The sequence below is a fragment of the Pseudomonas sp. BP01 genome (assembly GCF_022760795.1).
In the GTDB taxonomy this organism is placed as follows: Bacteria; Pseudomonadota; Gammaproteobacteria; order Pseudomonadales; family Pseudomonadaceae; genus Aquipseudomonas; species Aquipseudomonas putida_Q.
Genome location: NZ_JAFBKA010000022.1, coordinates 1 through 20,963, shown reverse-complemented (window position 1 = coordinate 20,963; position 20,963 = coordinate 1). Strand labels below are relative to the sequence as shown.

At 66.9% G+C, this 20,963-nt stretch carries 1 protein-coding gene; it reads right to left on the bottom strand.

What is annotated here, in order from left to right:
- Positions 1-25 precede the first annotated feature (25 nt).
- On the bottom strand, positions 26-20,963 hold a 20,938-nt coding region (locus JOY50_RS19225; RefSeq protein WP_243055645.1), incomplete at its 5' end, for a BapA/Bap/LapF family large adhesin.

Below are 20,963 nucleotides of genomic sequence, written 5' to 3'. Positions count from 1 at the left end.
TTTGCCCGGCGGGATTGCAGCGGCCTCAGACCACATGGATACCGTTCTGTACCCACAGGTGATGGCTTGGATCCTCCTGGGCCGTGTATTGGTTATAGTCGATACCGTCGGCAGTTTGGTTCCCGACCAGCGTCCAGTTGTCCGTCATGTGAACCGTGTCTTTGTCGTCCCCTTTGATGATGAGTGTGTCGGTACCGGTTTCGGTGATTGCCACCACGTCCGCCAGGTTGAGGGTAAGCGCCACCGAACTGGTGTCGTTGAGGTCGATGATTTCGATGTCGTGCACGCGCCCGGCCAGGTTGCCCAGGTCGATGCTGGCATCACCGCCGCCCCACAGCAGGGTGTCGGTCCCCGTACCGCCTTCGACGCTGGCGAAGTTCTGGTCGACCACCACCAGCGTGTCGTTACCCGCACCACCCTGCAGGGTGATGTGGCCACCTTGGCTGCCATCGAGATGGTCGTTGCCGTCGGTGCCGGCGATCACATCGGTGGCGGCTGCCAGGCTGGCTAGCGCCACAGCCTCGTCGCCGGTGTCGGCCAGCAGCGAGGTGGTCGTGGTGAGGCCTGCTGCGTTGTCCAGGTTGACGGTCAGCGTTGCGGTGTCGGTGGTGCCGTTCGGGTGGGTCAGCTCGTAGGTGAAGGTGTCGTGCTGGCCGACCACCGCCGAGGTAAGCCCCGGGTTGAGCGTGTAGGTGTAGCTGCCGTCGGCATGCACCAGCAGCGTGCCGTAGGTGCCGGCCACGCTCACCCCGTTGTAGCCCGGGATGGTGTAGGTGTTGGCCGCTGTCAGCACGCTCAGCACGGTCAGTGCCGAACCGACGTTGTCGTCACTCAGCAGGTTGCCGGTGGCTGCCGTCGCGCCGCTGACCACGAACTCGGTCAGGTGTGTGGTGGTGGCGTTGAGGCTGGTGGTGATGGAGCTGAGCAGGCCGATGCCGCCGGCGGTGACACGTACGTGGTAGGTGCCGGCCCCCTGGTTCTGGAAGGTATACCCCGCGCCGCCACCCAGCAGGCTGATCAGCGACCCGCCTGGCACCGACTGCACCAGCACGTACTGGCCGGTGGCCGGGTTGAGCTTGAGCAGTTCGATGGTGGTGCCGTTGAGCAGGCTCAACAGGTTGGTGGAGTTGACCACCACCTGCAGGTTGGCCGTGGTATCGGCGGCAACCGTGGTGGTGTAGGTGGCCTGGCGGGTACCGATCACCGGCAGGCTCAGCGAGCCCAGCGTACTGCTGCTGGTGTCCACGCGGTTGGCCAGGGTGACGTGGCTGGTACCGACATCGTTGACTGCGTCGACCACCGTGGCCGGTGCAGCGTAGTTGGTGTTGCTCCAGACCTCCGTGGCTTGCGGGCTGTCGATGCGCACGTACAGGTTGGCGGTATCGGACAGGCCGTTCGGGTGCACCAGCTGGTAGCTGAACACGTCCACCTTGCCGACACTGTTCGGGCTGCCGTTAGGTGTGTAGGTGTAACTGCCATCGGCACTGATCACCAAGGTGCCGTACTGGCCCTGAACCGTGGTCGAGGTACCGGCCGAGACATAGCTGCCGTTTTTCAGCACTTGCAGCACGGCGGCGCTGTCCGGGCCACGGGCATCCACCACGCCATCGGTGCCCACATCGGTGATGACGTTGCCCGAGGTGGCCGTACCGGTGCCGGTGAACTGGGTCAGGCTGGTCGAGGTGATGTCCAGCGTGGTGCTCACGTTGGTCACCAGGCCGATGCCGCCACTGCCCACGGTCAGGCGGTAGTCACCGGCTTGCAGCACGCCGATGTCCACCTGCAAGCCGATCGGCAGCACGATCAGGTCCAGCAGGCCCTGCGTGTTGCCGGTGGCGATGGTCACCCAGGCGCCGCTGGCGTCTTTTACCTGCAGGGTGAAGCTGGTGTTGTTGAGCAGTGCCAGCACGCTGTTGGTGGTCAGTGTAAGGGTCGGGTCGGCCGTGGTGCCTGCCGCCACCGTCCAGGTGTAGGTCTTCGAGAAGCCCGACAGCAGCGTGGTGAAGCTGTCGCTGTAGGTCTTGGTGGCACTGACCGCTGCCAGGTTCACCGTGGCGGTGGCCAGGTTGTCGCTGGCGATGACCGGCGCGTTGGCATCCACATCCGGCGCGGTGACGTTGACGTTGCCCGACACGTTGCCGCGCGGGTCGCTGAGGGTCACCGAGAGGATCTGGCCGTTGTCCTGAGGCGGGCTCAGGGTCACGGTAAAGGTGCCGCCTGGCTGCACCGTCGTGGTTTGCAGCACGGTACCGCTGGCGCTGCGTACGGTCACGGTGGCGCCCACTTCGCCAGTACCGGTCAGGGTACCGCCGTCGGCACTGATCAGCAGGTTGCCAGCAGCCGCAGGCGGGGTCAGGTCGGGTGCGGTCAGCCCAGTGCCAGTGGAGACGTTGCCGGCGCTGTCGGTGAGGGTGACGCTGAGCGCCTGGTTGTCGATCTGCGCCGCAGTCAGGCTGACCACGAACAGGCCGTTGCTGCCCACCGTTGCAGTCCCCAGCACGGTGCCGGCGCTGTTGCGCACGGTGACCGTGCTGCCGATCTGGCCAGAACCGCTGACCGAGGTGCCGTTGGCGTTGATGGTGGCCAGCGGTGCGGCTGGCGGGGTGGTGTCTGGCGCGGTCAGGCTGGTGCTACCGGACAGGTTACCGGCAGCATCGGCCTGGCGCACCACCAGCAGTTGCCCGTCGTTCTGTGGCGTGGTCAGGTTGATGGTGAAGGTGCCGTCGGCTTGCACCACACCGGTACCCACCTGGCCGTTCGGGCCTTGGACCGTAACCGTGGCGCCCGCTTCACCGTTACCGGTGAGCACCGTGCCCGCGCCGTTGATGGTGACGTTGGTCGGTGTTGCAGGTGGTTGCACGTCTGTGGCGGTGTAGCTGGTGCTGCCGGACACATTGCCCGCAGCGTCGGCCTGGCTCACGCCCAGTACCTGGCCGTTGAGCTGTGCGGCGTTCAGGTTGACGGTGAACACGCCACCGCCATTTACCACCGCCGTGCCGAGCACGTTGTTGCTGGCGTCGCGCACGGTCACCGTGGCACCGGCTTCACCGGTGCCGGTCAGCACCAGCCCGTTGAGGGACAGGCTGGTCACCAGCGGATTGGCCGGTGGCGTGACGTCAGCGGCTTGCAGGAAGGTCGGCTGCGATTCGCCGCCCACCAGTGCCACAGCAGTCACCGATATGTGCTCGCCGTTGAGCTGCGCTGTGTTCAGCGTCAGGGTAAAGGTGCCGTTCAGGGTAGCGCCGCCTGTGCCGATCAGGTTGCCTGCGGCATCGTAGACGCGGATGCCCACGCCGCTAGGCGCATTACCGGCCAAGGTCAGGCCGTCGCTGCCCAGCGTCACGTTGGTGGGGGGCACTGGCGGTGCGATCAGTGGTGTGATGTACGTCGCGACCGCAGAGGTATTGATGCCGTCGGATTGCGTCACTGCCAGGGTTGCGAGCGAGCCCGCCGCCGGCACCAGCGTTATCTGGAAGTTACCCGCGGCATCTACCGTGCCAGTGCCGAGCACCGATCCGCCGCGGCTGATGGTGACGGTGGCATTAGGTTCACCCTTGCCGGTCAGCACGTTGAACGTGTTGTTGATGGCCATGTCGGTGACCACCCCAGGCGGTGAGGTGTCGTTGGTTTGATAGGGGACAACCACCGAGGCGTTGCCGGCATCGTCGGTGGACACCACTGTGAGCAACTGGCCGTTGTTCTGCGCCGGGTTGATCGGCACGGTGAACTGGCCGTTTGCACCCACTTCCACGGTGCCTACGACGTTGTTGTTCGGGTCACGCACGGTGATGGTGGTGCCGGCTTCTGCCGTACCGGTCATCGACGTGCCTGCCGGGTTGAGCAACAGGTTATCGGGTTGCACTGGCGCCGTGAGGTCTGGCGCGTTCACCTGCAGGGGCGCCGACGGGTTGCCGGTGGTGTCCTGGGCGATGACGGTCAGGACCTCACCGTTGATCTGCGGGTTGTTCAGGTTGAGGACAAAGGTGCCGTCCGGATCGACCGTCACCTGGCCTAGCAGGTCGCCGTTGTTGTTGACCACGGTAACCCGGGTGCCGGCTTCGGCGGTACCGACCACTTGGGTGCCACTGTCGTTGATGGTGGCGATCACGCTAGCCGGTGGGGTGATATCCACGGCCGTGACAGTGCTGACCGCCGATACGTTGGCCTTGCCGTCGGTCAGGGTTACCTGCAGCACCTGGCCGTTGAGCTGCGCCGCATCAAGCTCGACGACAAAGGTGCCATCGGCGCCCACTGTGCCAGTACCGACCTGTGTGGTACCGACATAGACGCGCACCGTGGCCCCCGCTTCGCCGACACCGCCCAGCTCATCGCCTGCTGCATTGAGCCGCAGCTCGGTTGCTGCAGCTGGCGGCGTGAGGTCGGGCGCCTGCACGTCGACCGGCAGGCTGACGTTGCCGGGTGGGTCGGCCTGTAGCACCGACAGTAGCTGGTCGTTGATTTGTGCCGGTGACAGTTCGACGCGGAAGCTGCCGTCGGCAAGCACGGTACCTGTGCCCAGTACGGTACCGGCGGCGTTGCTCACGATTACCGTCGCGCCGGCTTCGCCCTGGCCGCTGACAACGCTGCCGTCTGCGTTGATCACCACCTGGGTGAGCGGGGCGGGCGGGGTGAAGTCCGGGGTTTGCAGGGTTGCCACTGCCGACACGTTGCCGGCCGCATCGGCCTGGGTGAAGCTGAGCAGCTCGGCGTTGCCCAGTGCCGGGTTCAGGGTGATGGTGAAGTGGCCGCTGGCATCGACCGTGGCGCTGCCGATTTCTTCGCCTGCCGGGTTGGTCACGGTCACCAGCGCGCCAACTTCGCCGCGGCCGGTGAGGGTGGCGCCATCTCCGGAAACGGCCAGTTCGCCTGGTGCCGTTGGCGGCGTGGTATCGGGTGCGGTGATGGCGCTGGCGGCAGATTGGTTGCCCGCTGCATCGGTCAGCACCACTTGCACTTGCTGGCCGTTGGCCTGAGGCGATGCGAGGTTGACCTGGAAGGTGCCGTCCGCGCGCACCGTTGCACTGCCCAGTACCGAACCGTCTGCGCCCAGCACACGTACGGCGGCACCCGCTTCGCCGGTACCGTTTAGCAAGCTGCCGCCCCCGGCGAAGGCCAGGTTGTCGGCAGCATCCGGGGCGACGCGGTCAGGGGCGGTCAGGCTGACGCTGTTGGACTCGTTGCCGGCCACGTCGGACTGGCTCGCGCTGAGCTGTTCGCCGTTGATCTGTGCGGCGCCCAGGTTGACGCTGAAGTTGCCGCTGGCATCGACCACGGCAGTACCCAGGTCGATACCGCCTTCGCCAAGCACGCGAACGGTGGCACCTGCCTCACCGCGGCCACTGAGTACCAGGCCGTCGTTGGACAGCACCAGGTTGGTCAGCGGTTGCGGTGCCGTGGTGTCCGGTGCCTGGAGGGTGGCGGGCAGCGATACTGCGCCATCGGTGCCCGTTGCGCTGACCTGCAGCACCTCGCCATTGGCCTGTGCACTGCCCAGGTTGACCGTGAAGGTACCGTCGTTGGCGACCGGGCTGCTGCCCAGCAATTCGCCGTTGGGGCCATACACCTTGACTGTGCTGCCCGCGTCGGCCGTGCCGGTCACCGACAGGCCGTCGGCGGCAAGTACCAGGTTGTCCGGCGTGGCCGGTGCCAGAACGCCCGGCGCAGTGACGCTTTGCGCAGGGGAGACGTTCTGTGCGGCATCGGCCTGTACCACGCTCAGGCTTTCACCGGTGATCGCGGCCGGCGACAGGGTGACGCTGAAGTGGCCGTCGGCGCCGACCGTGGCGGTGCCCAGCACGGTATTGTCGGGTGCCCGCACGGTGACGGTTGCGCCTGCTTCGCCATTGCCTGTCAGCGTGGCGCCACTGGCAGAGACCGCCAGGTTGCTCACGGCGGCTGGCGGCGTGGTGTCGGCTGCGGTGTAAGGCGCGGCCGGCGACACGTTGCCGGCTGCGTCGGTGGCGGTCACCTGCAGGGTCTGGCCATTGGTCTGGGCACTGTTCAGGGCGACCTGGAAGGTGCCGTTGCTGCCGGCTACCGCCGTGCCCAGCACGTTGCCGCTGGCATCGCGCACGGTCACGGTACTGCCGGCTTCGGCGTTACCCGTCAGTTGCAGCCCGGTACTGGACAGGGCGAGTGCTGCGGGCGCCGCAGGCGGGGTGAAGTCCGGCGCGGTGACGGCCACGGCGGTGGAGGTGTTGTTGCCCGCGTCGGTTTGCGTAACGCTCAGGTGCTGGGCGTTGAGCTGTGCGCTGTTCAGGGTCAGGGTAAAGCTGCCATTGGCGGCAACCACGCCGGTGCCGATGATGGTACCGTCCGGGCCGTGAACGGTAACCGTGGCGCCAGCTTCGCCTTGGCCGGTCAGGGTCAGGCCGTTGTTGTTCAGCACCACGTTGGTCAGCGGTGCGGGTGGGGTCAGGTCCGGGGTCGGCACGTTGACGGCTGGCGAGGTGTTGCCGGCGGCATCCACTTGGGTGACGCCGATGGCCTGGCCGTTGGCTTGCGGCGTATCGAAGGTCACCGTGAAGCGACCGTCGGTGCCCACCGTGGCGGTGCCGAGCACGGCACCTGCGGCGTTGCGTACCTGTACCGTGGCGCCCACCTCACCGCTGCCGGAAAGCTGCCGGCCGTCCTGGCTCAACTGCGGGTTACTGATGGCCGCTGGCGGTGTGCGGTCTGGTGTGGCCAAGCTGGCTGGGCCGGACACGTTGCCCGCAGCATCACTGAGGGTGACCTGCAGCGGGCTGCCGGTGACCTGCGCGTTGGGCAGGGTGATCTGGAACTGGCCGCTCTGGTTGACGGTGCCGGTGGCCAGGATGGCGCCACTGGCGTCGCGTACGGTGACGCTGGCACCGGCTTCGCCCTGGCCACTGAGCACGGTTGCTGCGCCGTTGAGGCTGAGGTTGCTGGCCGCCAGCGGTGCCTGCAGGTCGGGCGCCTGCAGGGTGGCCGCGAGCGAAACGTTACCCGCAGCATCTGCCTGGGTCACGATCAGGTTCTGCCCATTGTCCACAGCCGGCGAGAAGCTGATGCTGAACAGGCCATTGCTGCCGACGGTGGCAGTCCCCAGCAGCGTGCCTTGTGCGTCTGTCACGCGCACCGTTGCGCCCACTTCGCCCTGGCCGGTCAGGGTACTGCCGGTGGCGTTGAGGGCTACCTGGGCCGGCGTGTTGGGGGCCGTGGTGTCATTGGCCACGATGATGGCCGGCACCGAAGGCTCGCCATCGGCGGTCGCCTTGGCACTGACCAGCAAGGTCTGGGCGTTGAGCTGGGCGTTTTGCAAGAACACACGGAAGGTGCCGTCGTTGCCGACCGTGGCGGTGCCCAGGGTGGTGCCCCCGGAGGTCACGGTAATCAGCGAGCCGACCGTACCTTGACCGGTCAACAGGAAGCCGTCGGCGCTGATGGCAAGGGCCGACGGGGTAGCCACTTCGGTGCCAGTCGGGCCAGCTACGGGCACCTCGGGAGACTCATTGCCAGCAGGGTCGATCACCACCACAGCGACGGTTTCGCCGGTTGTCAGGGGCGGCTCGACCGGCACCACGAAGGTCCCGTCCGGCCCTACGGGTACTGTGCCGCGCACGGTGTCATCAGGGTTGCGGATTTCTACCGTGCTGCCAGGTTCGGCGGTGCCGCCGACCGTGCCGCCGTCCGGGCTCACGCTGATGCCAGTGGCCGGCAGTGGGTCGGTAGTGTCCGGGGCGGTGACAGAGACCGGCGCCGAGTCGTTACCGGCTGCGTCGGTCACTACCACGGTCACGGTTTGGCCGTTGTTCTGCGGGGTATCCAGCGGCACGCTGAAACTGCCGTCCGGGTTGACCGGCACAGTGATCACATTGCCGGCCCCATCGTTCACGGTCACCGAGCTGGCGCCAGGTGCGTTACCGGTCACAGCAGTGCCTTCGCCGTTGACGACCACGTCGGTGGGCAGTGCCGGTGGCGTGATGTCCGGAGCGAAGACCTGGCTGGGCTCCGAGGTATTGCCGGCAGCATCGATCAGTGTCACATCGAGGGCCTGGCCGTCCAGTTGGGCGGGCGACAGTGGCACCGTGAAGCTGCCGCCTGCAGGGACGACGATGGTGCCTATCAGCGTGCCGTCGGCAAGCCGCACCTCCACCGTGGAACCTGCCTCACCGGTACCCTGGATGGCGCTGCCGCCCGGGGTGATGGTGAGGCCGGCCGGCGCAGTTGGCGCAGTACTGTCGTCAGCGGTGAAGGTGGCCGACGGCGAGGCATTGCCGCCGCCATCGATCAGCACCACCGACAATACTTCACCGTTGGTCTGGGCGGGGACAAGTGTCACTTCGAACGTGCCGTCTGTATCCACCGCAATGGTGCCTAGCAGGTCGCCCGCAGCATTGCGTACCTCTACGGTGCTGCCAGCCTCACCCTGCCCGCTGAGCACTGTGCCGGTAGGGTCAAGGCCCAGGCCTTGCGCCGCCAGCGGTGCCTCGAGGTCAGGTGCGGTGACGGTGCCAGCGAGCGAGTCGTTGCCAGTATTGTCGGCCTGAGTGACAGACAGCGTCTGGCCATTGAGCTGTGGCGGGTCGATTGTCACCTGGAAGGTGCCGTCAGGCTGGACCGTTGCGGTGCCCAGTACAGCGCCGCCAGTGCCGGTCACGGTCACCTGCGCACCCGGCTCGCCGCTACCGCTCACGCTGCTGCCGTCGCCAGCCAGGACCAGGCCGGTGGGTATATCGGGTGCCTGGGTATCCGGCGCCGACAAGTCGACCGCCGCTGACAGGTTGCCAGCCGGGTCGCGTTGTTCCACGGTCAGTGCCTGGCCGTTGGTCTGCGGCGTATCGAGGGTGATTTCGAATGCGCCGCCAGTGCCGACCACGGTGCTGCCCAGCACGCTGCCGTCCGGCCCGCGCACGGTGACGGTGGCGCCCGGTTCGCCGTTGCCGGTGACCGTGGTGCCGTTGCCATCGATGGCCGGGCTGGTGACCACTTGCGGTGGAGTAGAGTCTGGTGCCGTGAAGTTCACCGGCCCTGCGCTGTTGCCCAGGCTGTCGGTGGCTTCGACGGTCAGACTTTCGCCATTGCGCTGCGGTGCGTCGAGGGTGATGTCGAAGCGGCCGTCGCCGCCCACGGTCGCGGTGCCCAGCACGTTGCCGTCAGCGTCACGCACGGTGACGATGGAGCCGCTCTGACCTTGGCCGGTAAGGTGAATGCCAGCGGTATCGATAGCGAGCCCCGAGGGTTGCAGCGGGCCATCGGTGTCCGGTGCCACGATGGTGGCGGTCGAGGTATTGCCCGCGGGGTCGCGCAGCACCACGTCCAGTTCCTGACCGTCAGTCTGCGGTGGGTTCAATACCACGCTGATCACACCGTCGACACCAACCTGGGCGTTGCCCAGCACAGTGCCGTCGGCACTGATCACCTGCACGGTGGTGCCCGCTTCGCCGCGGCCGGTGAGCAGGCCGCCATCGGCACTCAGTTGCAGTTCGCTGGCTTCATTGGGCGGGGTGATATCGGGGGCGGTGATCTGGGTAGGCAGCGAGCTGTTGCCAGCGCCGTCAACCGCGACCACATCCAGTGTCTCGCCGTTGGCCTGGGCCGGGCTCAGGCCGATGGTGAAGCTGCCATCCTGGCCGGCCTCGATGCTGCCCAGGACATTGCCCTGCGCGTCACGCACTTGCACCTGCGTACCGGCCGGTGCAGTACCGGAAACGCTGGAGCCGTCGCCGGCCACCACCACGCCGCTTGGGCTTTCGGGCAGCGGTGTATCGGCAACCGTCACGCTGACCCCTGCCGAGGTATTGCCGGCGGCATCGGTCTGCACCAGCACGATATCCTCACCTGCGGCCAGCGGTGCCTCCAGGTCAACCACGAAGGTGCCATTTGGCGCCACGATGCCGGTACCGATGACAGTACCTTGCGCATCACGCACTTCCACCGTGGCACCAGGCTCACCACGGCCAGACACGGCCAGGCTGCCATCGCCTGCCACCACGTCGCTGACGATCGCCGGTGCGGTGATGTCCGGGGCCGCGTAGCTTAGCGGCACCGAGGTGTTGCCTGCCGCATCGGTCACAGTGATGGACAGGGTTTCGCCATTGGCCTGTGGCGGGTCGAGGGTCAGGCTGAAGCTGCCATCCGGCCCGGCAATGGCGCTGCCGATGAGGTTGCCCGAGGCATCTTTCACCTCCACCCGGGCGCCCCCTTCTGCAGTGCCGACCAGGCTATCGCCATTGCTCAGCACCAGGTCGGCGGGTTGCAGTGGTGCCACTTGGTCCGGCGCGGTCAGCGGGCTAGGTGTAGAGACGTTGCCGGCGGCGTCAGTCAGCGTCACTTGCAGGGAGGAGCCATCCACCACCGGGGTTGGCAGTTGCACGTTGAAGCTGCCATCGGGCTGAACGGTGCCGCTTACCAGCACCTGGCCCTGATCGTTGCGCACTTCCACTGTGGTGCCTGCTTCACCACGGCCGGAGACTGTGCGGCCATCGTCGCTGATGGCCAGTTGGGTGGCTGGCGCGGGCGGCGTGGTATCACCGCCGTTATCAATGATCGGTGCAGTGACGTTGCCGGCAGTGGAGGCGTTGCCTGCAGTATCGGTGGCGGTCACCTGCAACTGCTCGCCCGCCACTTGTGGCGGGGTGAGGCCGATGCTGAATGTACCGCTGGCACCCACTACGACGCTGCCCAGTACGGTAGTGCCGTCGGCTGCCAGCACGCGCACGGTGCTGCCGGCTTCGGCACGCCCGCTCACCAGGCTGCCATCGGCGTTGACTGCAAGTTCGCTTGGTGCGGCGGGTGCGGTGATGTCGGGCGCGGTCACTTGTACCGGCAGTGACGAAGCCCCGTTGTTGTCGATGGCGACCACGTCCAGCAACTCGCCGTTGGCCTGGGCCGGGTTGAGCACCACGGTGAAGGTGCCCTCGGCGCCAACCACGATGCTGCCGACCACGGCGCCGTTGGCATCATGCACTTCCACGCGGCTGCCGACCGGCGCGGAACCGCTGACGCTGGTGCCATCCTCAGCGACCACCAGGTCGCTCGGGCTGGCCGGTGTGGCCACCAACGGTACGTCGAAGGTCAAGGCCCCGGACGCGTTGCCGCTGGCGTCGGTCTGCACCAGGCTCAGGCGCTCGCCCGGCAGCGCGGCCGGGTCCAGGTCGAGCAAGAAGGTGCCGTTGGCGGTCACCGTGCCAGTGCCGATCACGGTGCCATTGACGTCGCGCACTTCGACGGTTGCCCCGGCTTCACCGCGACCGCTCAGGGTCAGGCCGTCTGCACCGACTACGATGTTGTCGACTACGGCAGGGGGCGTGGTGTCCGGCGCGTCGAACTGCAACGGGGTCGAGACATTACCAGCGGCGTCCACCAGGCGGATGTCGAGGACCTCGCCATTGGCTTGGGCAGGGGACAGGGTAACGCTGAAGCTGCCGCTGGGGTTGACCACGCCGGTGCCAATCACGTTGCCCGAGGCGTCGCGTACCTGCACGCTAGCGCCAGGCTCACCACTACCGGTCAAGGTGACGCCGCCGGCCAGGTCCAGGCCGGTCGGTTGTGCAGGGGCTTGCAGGTCTGGGGTGGCCACCGTGCCAGGGGTGGAGGCATTGCCGGCGGCATCGGTCAGCACCACTTGCAGGGTACTGCCATCGTCGACCGCCGGGGCCAGGGTGACCTGGAAGGAGCCATCCGGGTTGACCGTACCGTTAGCCAGCACGTTGCCCTGGGCATCGCGCACTTGCACGCTGGCGCCCGCTTCGCCACGGCCGCTCAGCTGGCCACCGGCAAGGCCGACGACCAGGTTGGTCGGGGCCTGGGGTGGCGTGATGTCGATACCGTCGATATCTGGGGCAGTGACACTACCGGCGCTGGAGGCATTGCCGGCGGCGTCGGTAGCGGTGACTTGCAGCACCTCACCGTCCACCTGTGCCGGGCTGAGGGTGATACTGAAGCTACCGGTGGCGCCCACTACCGCCGTACCCAGCACGGTAGTGCCATCGGCTGCCAGCACACGCACGGTGCTGCCCGATTCGGCACGGCCGGTGACGACGGTACCGTTGGCATTGATCGCGAGTTCGCTCGGGGCGGCCGGGGCGGTGATATCCGGCGCACTGATCTGCACCGGCAGGGACGATGCTCCCGTGCCATCGATGGCTACCAGCTCCAGCAGCTCACCATTGGCCTGGGCCGGGTTGAGGATGACGGTGAAGGTACCTTCGGCACCCACCACCACACTGCCTACCAGCGTGCCGTTGGCATCGTGTACTTCCACGCGGCTTCCGGCCGGGGCAGAACCCGTGATGCTGGTGCCATTCTCAGCGACTTCCAGGTCGCTTGGGCTGGTGGGGGCAGTGGTCAGCGGCACCTCAAATTGCAAGGCTTCGGACGCGTTGCCGCTCGGGTCGGTTTGTACCAGGCTCAGTGCGGCGCCCGGTTGGGCTGCCGGGTCGAGGCTGACCACGAAGGAGCCGTTGGCGCCGACGGTAGCGGTGCCGATTACAGTACCGACGGCATCACGCACTTCAACAGTGGCACGGGCCTCGCCGCGACCGCTGAGCACCAGGCCATCGGCACCGACCACGATGTTGCTGACCGCCTCAGGCGGGGTGATGTCCGGTGCATCGAACTGCAGCGGCGCCGAGGTGTTGCCGGCAGTATCTACCAACCGCACGTCCAGCGCCTCGCCATTGGCCTGAGCCGGGAACAGGGTGACGCTGAAGGTGCCGTCTGGGTTGACCAGGCCGGTGCCAATCAGGTTGCCGGCGCTATTGCGCACCTGCACCGAGGCGCCGGGTTCGCCGCGCCCGGTAAAGGTGACGCCATCGGCCAGGGCCAGTTCGGTCGGCTGCGCAGGAGCCTGTAGATCCGGTGAGGTGACCGCGCCGGGTTGCGAGGCGTTGCCGGCTGCGTCGGTGAGGGTGACTTGCAACGTGCTGCCGTCGTTCACGGCGGGGGACAAGGTTACAGCGAAGGTGCCATCCGGGCCGACAGTGCCGGTTGCCAGAACAGTGCCCGCAGCGTCACGCACCTGTACGGTGGTGCCGGCCTCCCCACGCCCGCTCAACTGGCTGCCGGCGAGGCCGATCACCAGGTTGGCTGGTGCATCGGGTGGCGTGGTATCTCCACCGTCGATGTCTGGCGCGGTGACCGACCCAGCGGTCGAGGCGTTGCCTGCTGCATCGGTGGCGGTGACTTGCAGTACTTCGCCGTCGACCTGTGCTGGGTCGAGGGTGATGCTGAAGCTGCCGGTGGCGCCAACCACCACGCTACCCAGCACGGTGGTGCCATCGGCGGCCAGCACACGCACGGTGCTGCCGGGTTCGGCACGGCCGGTGACTACTGTACCGTCAGCGTTGACGGCCAGTTCGCTCGGGGCGACAGGTGCCGTGATGTCCGGTGCGGAGACCTGCGTTGGCAGGGACGCTACGCCAGCATCGTCGATGGCCACCACATCCAGCAGTTGGCCATTGGCCTGGGCCGGGTCGAGGACCACGGAGAAGCTACCATCCGGGCCTGCCACGACACTGCCAATCAGCATGCCGTTGGCATCGTGCACTTCCACGCGGGTGCCGGCGGGTGCCGTACCGCTGATACTGCTGCCGTCTTCGGCGAACACCAGCTCGCTGGGGCTTTCCGGGGTGGTGGCTACCGGCACTTCGAAAGGCAGCGCTTCGGAGGCGTTGCCGCTTGGGTCGGTCTGCACCAGGCTCAGTTGCTCGCCCGGCTGCACCGCTGGGTCAAGGTTGATGAGGAAGGTGCCGTTGTCGGCGACCACACCGCTGCCGATCACGGTGCCGTTGGCATCGCGCACTTCGACAGTGGCGCCGGCTTCGCCGCGACCACTCAGGGCCAGGCCGCCGTTGCCGACCACGATGTTGCTGACCGCCTCAGGCGGGGTGATGTCCGGTGCATCGAACTGCAGTGGGGCAGAGGTGTTGCCGGTGGCATCCACCAGGCGCACATCCAGGGCTTCGCCATTGGCCTGCGCAAAGTTCAGAGTCAAGCTGAACAGGCCATCGGCGCCAACAGTGCCAGTGCCGATGAGGGTGCCTGCGGCATCACGCACTTGCACGGTGGCACCGGGTTCGCCGCGACCGGTTAAGGTCACGCCGTCAGCCAGGGCCAGCTCGGTGGGCTGGGCAGGGGCCTGCAGATCCGGCGAGGTGACCGAGCCGGGTGGCGAGACGTTGCCAGCCGCATCGGTCAGGGTCACTTGTAAGGCGCTGCCATCGGTAACGGCAGGGGTCAGGGTAACTGCGAAGCTGCCATCGGCGCCGACGGTGCCGGTGGCCAGCACGGTACCTGCCGCATCGCGTACCTGCACGGTGGTGCCAGGCTCGCCACGCCCGCTCAGCTGGCTGCCGGCCAGGCCGACTATCAGGTCAGTCGGGGCTGCCGGTGGCGTGGTATCGACACCGTCGATGTCCGGCGCGGTAACCGCGCTGGTGGGTGATGTGTTGCCGGCGGCATCTGTTGCCGTGGCTTGCAGCACTTCACCATCGACTTGTGGCGGGTTGAGATTGATGCTGAACACGCCGGTCGGGCCGACCACGGCCGTGCCCAGTTCGCTGCCGTCGGCAGCAACGATACGCACGGTGCTGCCCGGTTCGGCACGGCCGGTGAGCACGGTGCCGTCAGCGCTGACGGCCAGTTCGGTCGGGGCGGCGGGTGCGGTGATGTCCGGCGCGGTGACCTGCGTCGGCAGTGAAGAAACGCCGCTGTCATCGATGGCGACCACATCCAGCAGTTCGCCGTTGGCTTGAGCAGGATTCAGCTCGATGCTGAAGGTGCCGTCGGCATTGGCGATGGCGCTGCCGATCAGGGTGCCATTGGCGTCATGCACCTCCACGCGAGTGCCGGCAGGCGCGGAACCGGTGAGGGTGGTGCCGTCGGCATCGACGGCCAGGTTGCTCGGGCTGACCGGTGCAGTGGTCAGTGGTACATCGTATTCAAGGGCAACGGAAGCGTTGCCGCTTGGGTCAGTCTGCACCAGGCTCAGCTGTTCGCCCGGCTGTGCAGCTGGACTAAGGTCGATCAGGAAGGTGCCGTTGGCAGCGACAACGCCAGTGCCGATCACGGTGCCGTTGGCATCGCGCACTTCGACAGTGGCACCGGCTTCACCGCGACCACTCAGGGCCAGACCGCCGTTGCCAACCACGATGTTGCTTACCGCATCGGGCGGGGTGATGTCCGGGGCGGTGAATTCCAGTGGTATCGAACTGTTGCCGGCCGCGTCCACCAGGCGTACGTCCAGTGCTTCGCCGTTGGCCTGCGCAGGGTTCAGGGTCACGCTGAACAGGCCATCGGCGCCGACTACACCCGTGCCGATGATGTTGCCAGCGGCATCACGCACCTGCACCGTGGTGCCGGCTTCGCCACGGCCGCTCAGTTGGCTGCCGGCCAGGCCGATTACCAGGTCAGTCGGTGCTTCAGGCGGCGTGGTGTCGACGCCGTCGATGTCCGGCGCGGTGACCGAACTGGCTATGGACGTATTACCAGCGGCATCGGTGGCGGTAGCTTGGAGTACTTCACCGTCTACCTGTGGCGGAGCAAGGTTGATGCTGAACACGCCGGTCGGGCCGACCACGGCCGTGCCCAGTTCGCTGCCGTCGGCGGCAACGATGCGCACGGTGCTGCCGGGCTCGGCACGGCCGGTGATGACGCTACCATCCGCGCTGACAGCCAGGTCAGTCGGAGCGGCGGGCGCGGTGATGTCCGGTGCGGTGACCTGCGTCGGCAGCGAAGAAACGCCGCTGTCATCGATGGCGACCACATCCAGCAGTTCGCCGTTGGCTTGGGCCGGGTTCAGCTCGATGCTGAAGGTGCCGTCGGCATTGGCGATGGCGCTGCCGATCAGGGTGCCGTTGGCATCGTGTACCTCTACGCGGGTACCCGCAGGGGCGGAACCGGTGAGGGTGGTGCCGTCGGCATCGACGGCCAGGTTGCTCGGGCTGTCTGGTGCAGTGGTCAGCGGTACATCGTATTCAAGGGCAACGGAGGCGTTGCCGCTCGGATCGGTCTGCACCAGGCTCAGCTGTTCGCCCGGCTGTGCAGCTGGACTAAGGTCGATCAGGAAGGTGCCGTTGTCACCGACAACGCCAGTGCCGATCACGTTGCCGTTGGCATCGCGCACTTCGACAGTGGCACCGGCTTCACCGCGACCACTCAGGGCCGTGCCACCCGCGCCGACCACGATGTTGCTGACCGCCTCAGGCGGGGTGATGTCCGGTGCATCGAACTGCAGCGGCGCTGAACTGTTGCCAGCGCCATCTACCAACCGCACATCCAGAACTTCGCCGTTGGCTTGAGCGGGTGCAAGGCTAACGTTGAAAAGACCGTCGGTGCCAACTATGCCAGTGCCGATAAGGGTGCCGGCGGCATCACGTACTTGCACGGTGGTACCGGGTTCGCCGCGACCGGTGAAGGTCACGCCGTCGGCCAGGGCCAGCTCAGTGGGCTGGGCAGGGGCCTGCAGGTCCGGCGAGGTGACCGAGCCGGGTGGCGACACATTCCCAGCAGCATCGGTCAGGGTCACTTGCAAGGCGCTGCCATCGGTAACGGCAGGGGTCAGGGTAACTGCGAAGCTGCCATCGGCGCCGACGGTGCCGGTGGCCAGCACGGTACCTGCCGCATCGCGTACCTGCACGGTGGTGCCAGGCTCGCCACGCCCGCTCAGCTGGCTGCCGGCCAGGCCGACTACCAGGTCAGTCGGGGCTGCCGGTGGCGTGGTATCGACACCGTCGATGTCCGGCGCGGTAACCGCGCTGGTGGGTGATGTGTTGCCGGCGGCATCTGTTGCCGTGGTTTGCAGCACTTCACCATCGACTTGTGGCGGGTTGAGGTTGATGCTGAACACGCCGGTCGGGCCGACCACGGCAGTGCCCAGTTCGCTGCCGTCGGCAGCCAGGATACGCACGGTGCTCCCTGGTTCGGCACGGCCGGTGATGACGCTACCATCCGCGCTGACAGCCAGGTCAGTCGGGGCGGCAGGCGCGGTGATGTCTGGCGCGGAGACCTGCGCCGGCAGCGAAGAAACGCCGCTGTCATCGATGGCAACGACATCCAGCAGTTCGCCGTTGGCTTGAGCGGGGTTGAGCTCGATGCTGAAGGTGCCGTCGGCATTGGCGATGGCGCTGCCGATCAGGGTGCCGTTGGCATCGTGTACCTCTACGCGGGTACCCGCACGGGCGGAACCGGTGAGGGTGGTGCCGTCGGCATCGACGGCCAGGTTGCTCGGGCTGTCTGGTGCAGTGGTCAGCGGTACATCGTATTCAAGGGCAACGGAGGCGTTGCCGCTCGGATCGGTCTGCACCAGGCTCAGCTGTTCGCCCGGCTGTGCAGCTGGACTAAGGTCGATCAGGAAGGTGCCGTTGTCACCGACAACGCCAGTGCCGATCACGTTGCCGTTGGCATCGCGCACTTCGACCGTGGCACCGGCTTCACCGCGACCACTCAGGGCCGTGCCACCCGCGCCGACCACGATGTTGCTGACCGCCTCAGGCGGGGTGATGTCCGGTGCATCGAACTGCAGCGGCGCTGAACTGTTGCCAGCGCCATCTACCAAGCGCACATCCAGAACTTCGCCGTTGGCTTGAGCGGGTGCAAGGCTAACGTTGAAAAGACCGTCGGTGCCAACTATGCCAGTGCCGATAAGGGTGCCGGCGGCATCACGTACTTGCACGGTGGTACCGGGTTCGCCGCGACCGGTTAAGGTCACGCCGTCAGCCAGGGCCAGCTCGGTGGGCTGGGCAGGGGCCTGCAGATCCGGCGAGGTGACCGAGCCGGGTGGCGAGACGTTGCCAGCAGCATCGGTCAGGGTCACTTGCAAGGCGCTGCCATCGGTAACGGCAGGGGTCAGGGTAACTGCGAAGCTGCCATCGGCGCCGACGGTGCCGGTGGCCAGCACGGTACCTGCCGCATCGCGTACCTGCACGGTGGTGCCAGGCTCGCCACGCCCGCTCAGCTGGCTGCCGGCCAGGCCGACTACCAGGTCAGTCGGGGCTGCCGGTGGCGTGGTATCGACACCGTCGATGTCCGGCGCGGTAACCGCGCTGGTGGGTGATGTGTTGCCGGCGGCATCTGTTGCCGTGGTTTGCAGCACTTCACCATCGACTTGTGGCGGGTTGAGGTTGATGCTGAACACGCCGGTCGGGCCGACCACGGCAGTGCCCAGTTCGCTGCCGTCGGCAGCCAGGATACGCACGGTGCTCCCTGGTTCGGCACGACCGGTGATGACGCTACCATCCGCGCTGACAGCCAGGTCAGTCGGGGCGGCAGGCGCGGTGATGTCTGGCGCGGAGACCTGCGCCGGCAGCGAAGAAACGCCGCTGTCATCGATGGCAACGACATCCAGCAGTTCGCCGTTGGCTTGAGCGGGGTTGAGCTCGATGCTGAAGGTGCCGTCGGCATTGGCGATGGCGCTGCCGATCAGGGTGCCGTTGGCATCGTGTACCTCTACGCGGGTACCCGCAGGGGCGGAACCGGTGAGGGTGGTGCCGTCGGCATCGACGGCCAGGTTGCTCGGGCTGACCGGTGCAGTGGTCAGTGGTACATCGTATTCAAGGGCAACGGAAGCGTTGCCGCTTGGGTCAGTCTGCACCAGGCTCAGCTGTTCGCCCGGTTGTGCAGCTGGACTAAGGTCGATCAGGAAGGTGCCGTTGGCACCGACTACACCAGTGCCGATCACGGTGCCGTTGGCATCGCGCACTTCGACCGTTGCACCGGCTTCACCGCGACCACTCAGGGCCGTGCCACCCGCGCCGACCACGATGTTGCTGACCGCCTCAGGCGGGGTGATGTCCGGTGCATCGAACTGCAGCGGCGCCGAGCTGTTGCCGGCGGCATCCACCAGGCGTACATCCAGGGCTTCGCCGTTGGCTTGGGCCGGTGCAAGGGTAACGTTGAACAGGCCATCGGCGCCAACAGTGCCAGTGCCGATAAGGGTGCCGGCGGCATCACGTACTTGCACGGTGGCACCGGGCTCGCCGCGACCGGTGAAGGTCACGCCGTCGGCCAAGGCCAGGTCTGTCGGTTGAGCAGGCGGCAGCAGGTCGGTAGAGGCGACCGAGCCCGGCTGCGACACATTCCCAGCAGCATCGGTCAGGGTCACTTGCAAGGCGCTGCCATCGGTAACGGCAGGGGTCAGGGTAACTGCGAAGCTGCCATCGGCGCCGACGATGCCGGTGGCCAGCACGGTACCTGCCGCATCGCGTACCTGTACGGTGGAGCCAGGCTCGCCACGCCCGCTCAGCTGGCTGCCGGCCAGGCCGATTACCAGGTCGATAGGCGCGTCTGGCGGTGTGGTATCGCCACCGTCGATGTCCGGCGCAGTGACCGAGCTGGCCACGGACGTATTGCCAGCAGCATCGGTAGCGGTAGCTTGGAGTACTTCGCCGTCTATTTGCGGCGGCGCGAGGTTGATGCTGAAAACGCCGGTCGGGCCGACCACGGCAGTGCCCAGTTCGCTGCCGTCGGCAGCAACGATGCGCACGGTGCTGCCCGGTTCGGCACGGCCAGTGAGCACGGTGCCATCCGCGCTGACAGCCAGTTCGGTCGGAGCGTCAGGTGCGGTGATATCCGGCGCGGTGACCTGCGCCGGCAGCGAAGAAACGCCGCTGTCATCGATGGCAACGACATCCAGCAGTTCGCCGTTGGCTTGAGCAGGATTCAGCTCGATGCTGAAGGTGCCGTCGGCATTGGCGATGGCGCTGCCGATCAGGGTGCCATTGGCGTCATGCACCTCCACGCGAGTACCGGCAGGGGCGGAACCGGTGAGGGTGGTGCCGTCGGCATCGACGGCCAGGTTGCTCGGGCTGACCGGTGCAGTGGTCAGTGGTACATCGTATTCAAGGGCAACGGAAGCGTTGCCGCTTGGGTCAGTCTGCACCAGGCTCAGCTGTTCGCCCGGTTGTGCAGCTGGACTAAGGTCGATCAGGAAGGTGCCGTTGGCACCGACAACGCCAGTGCCGATCACGGTACCGTTGGCATCGCGCACTTCGACCGTTGCACCGGCTTCACCGCGACCACTCAGGGCCGTGCCACCCGCGCCGACCACGATGTTGCTGACCGCCTCAGGCGGGGTGATGTCCGGTGCATCGAACTGCAGCGGCGCCGAGCTGTTGCCGGCGGCATCCACCACGCGCACATCCAAGGCTTCGCCATTGGCCTGCGCAGGGTTCAGGGTCAAGCTGAACAGGCCATCGGCGCCAACAGTGCCAGTGCCGATGAGAGTGCCTGCGGCATCACGCACTTGCACGGTGGTACCCGGTTCGCCGCGACCGGTGAAGGTCACGCCGTCGGCCAGGGCCAGCTCAGTGGGCTGGGCAGGGGCCTGCAGGTCCGGCGAGGTGACCGAGCCGGGTGGCGACACATTCCCAGCAGCATCGGTCAGGGTCACTTGCAAGGCGCTGCCATCGTTCACGGCAGGGGTCAGGGTAACTGCGAAGCTGCCATCGGCGCCGACGGTGCCGGTGGCCAGCACAGTACCTGCCGCATCGCGTACCTGTACGGTAGTGCCGGCTTCGCCGCGGCCACTCAGTTGGCTGCCGGCCAGGCCGACTACCAGGTCAGTCGGGGCTGCCGGTGGCGTGGTATCGACACCGTCGATGTCCGGCGCGGTAACCGCGCTGGTGGGTGATGTGTTGCCGGCGGCATCTGTTGCCGTGGTTTGCAGCACTTCACCATCGACTTGTGGCGGGTTGAGGTTGATGCTGAACACGCCGGTCGGGCCGACCACGGCAGTGCCCAGTTCGCTGCCGTCGGCAGCCAGGATACGCACAGTGCTCCCTGGTTCGGCACGACCGGTGATGACGCTACCATCCGCGCTGACAGCCAGGTCAGTCGGGGCGGCAGGCGCGGTGATGTCTGGCGCGGAGACCTGCGTCGGCAGCGAAGAAACGCCGCTGTCATCGATGGCAACGACATCCAGCAGTTCGCCGTTGGCTTGAGCAGGATTCAGCTCGATGCTGAACGTGCCATCGGCATTGGCGATGGCGCTGCCGATCAGGGTG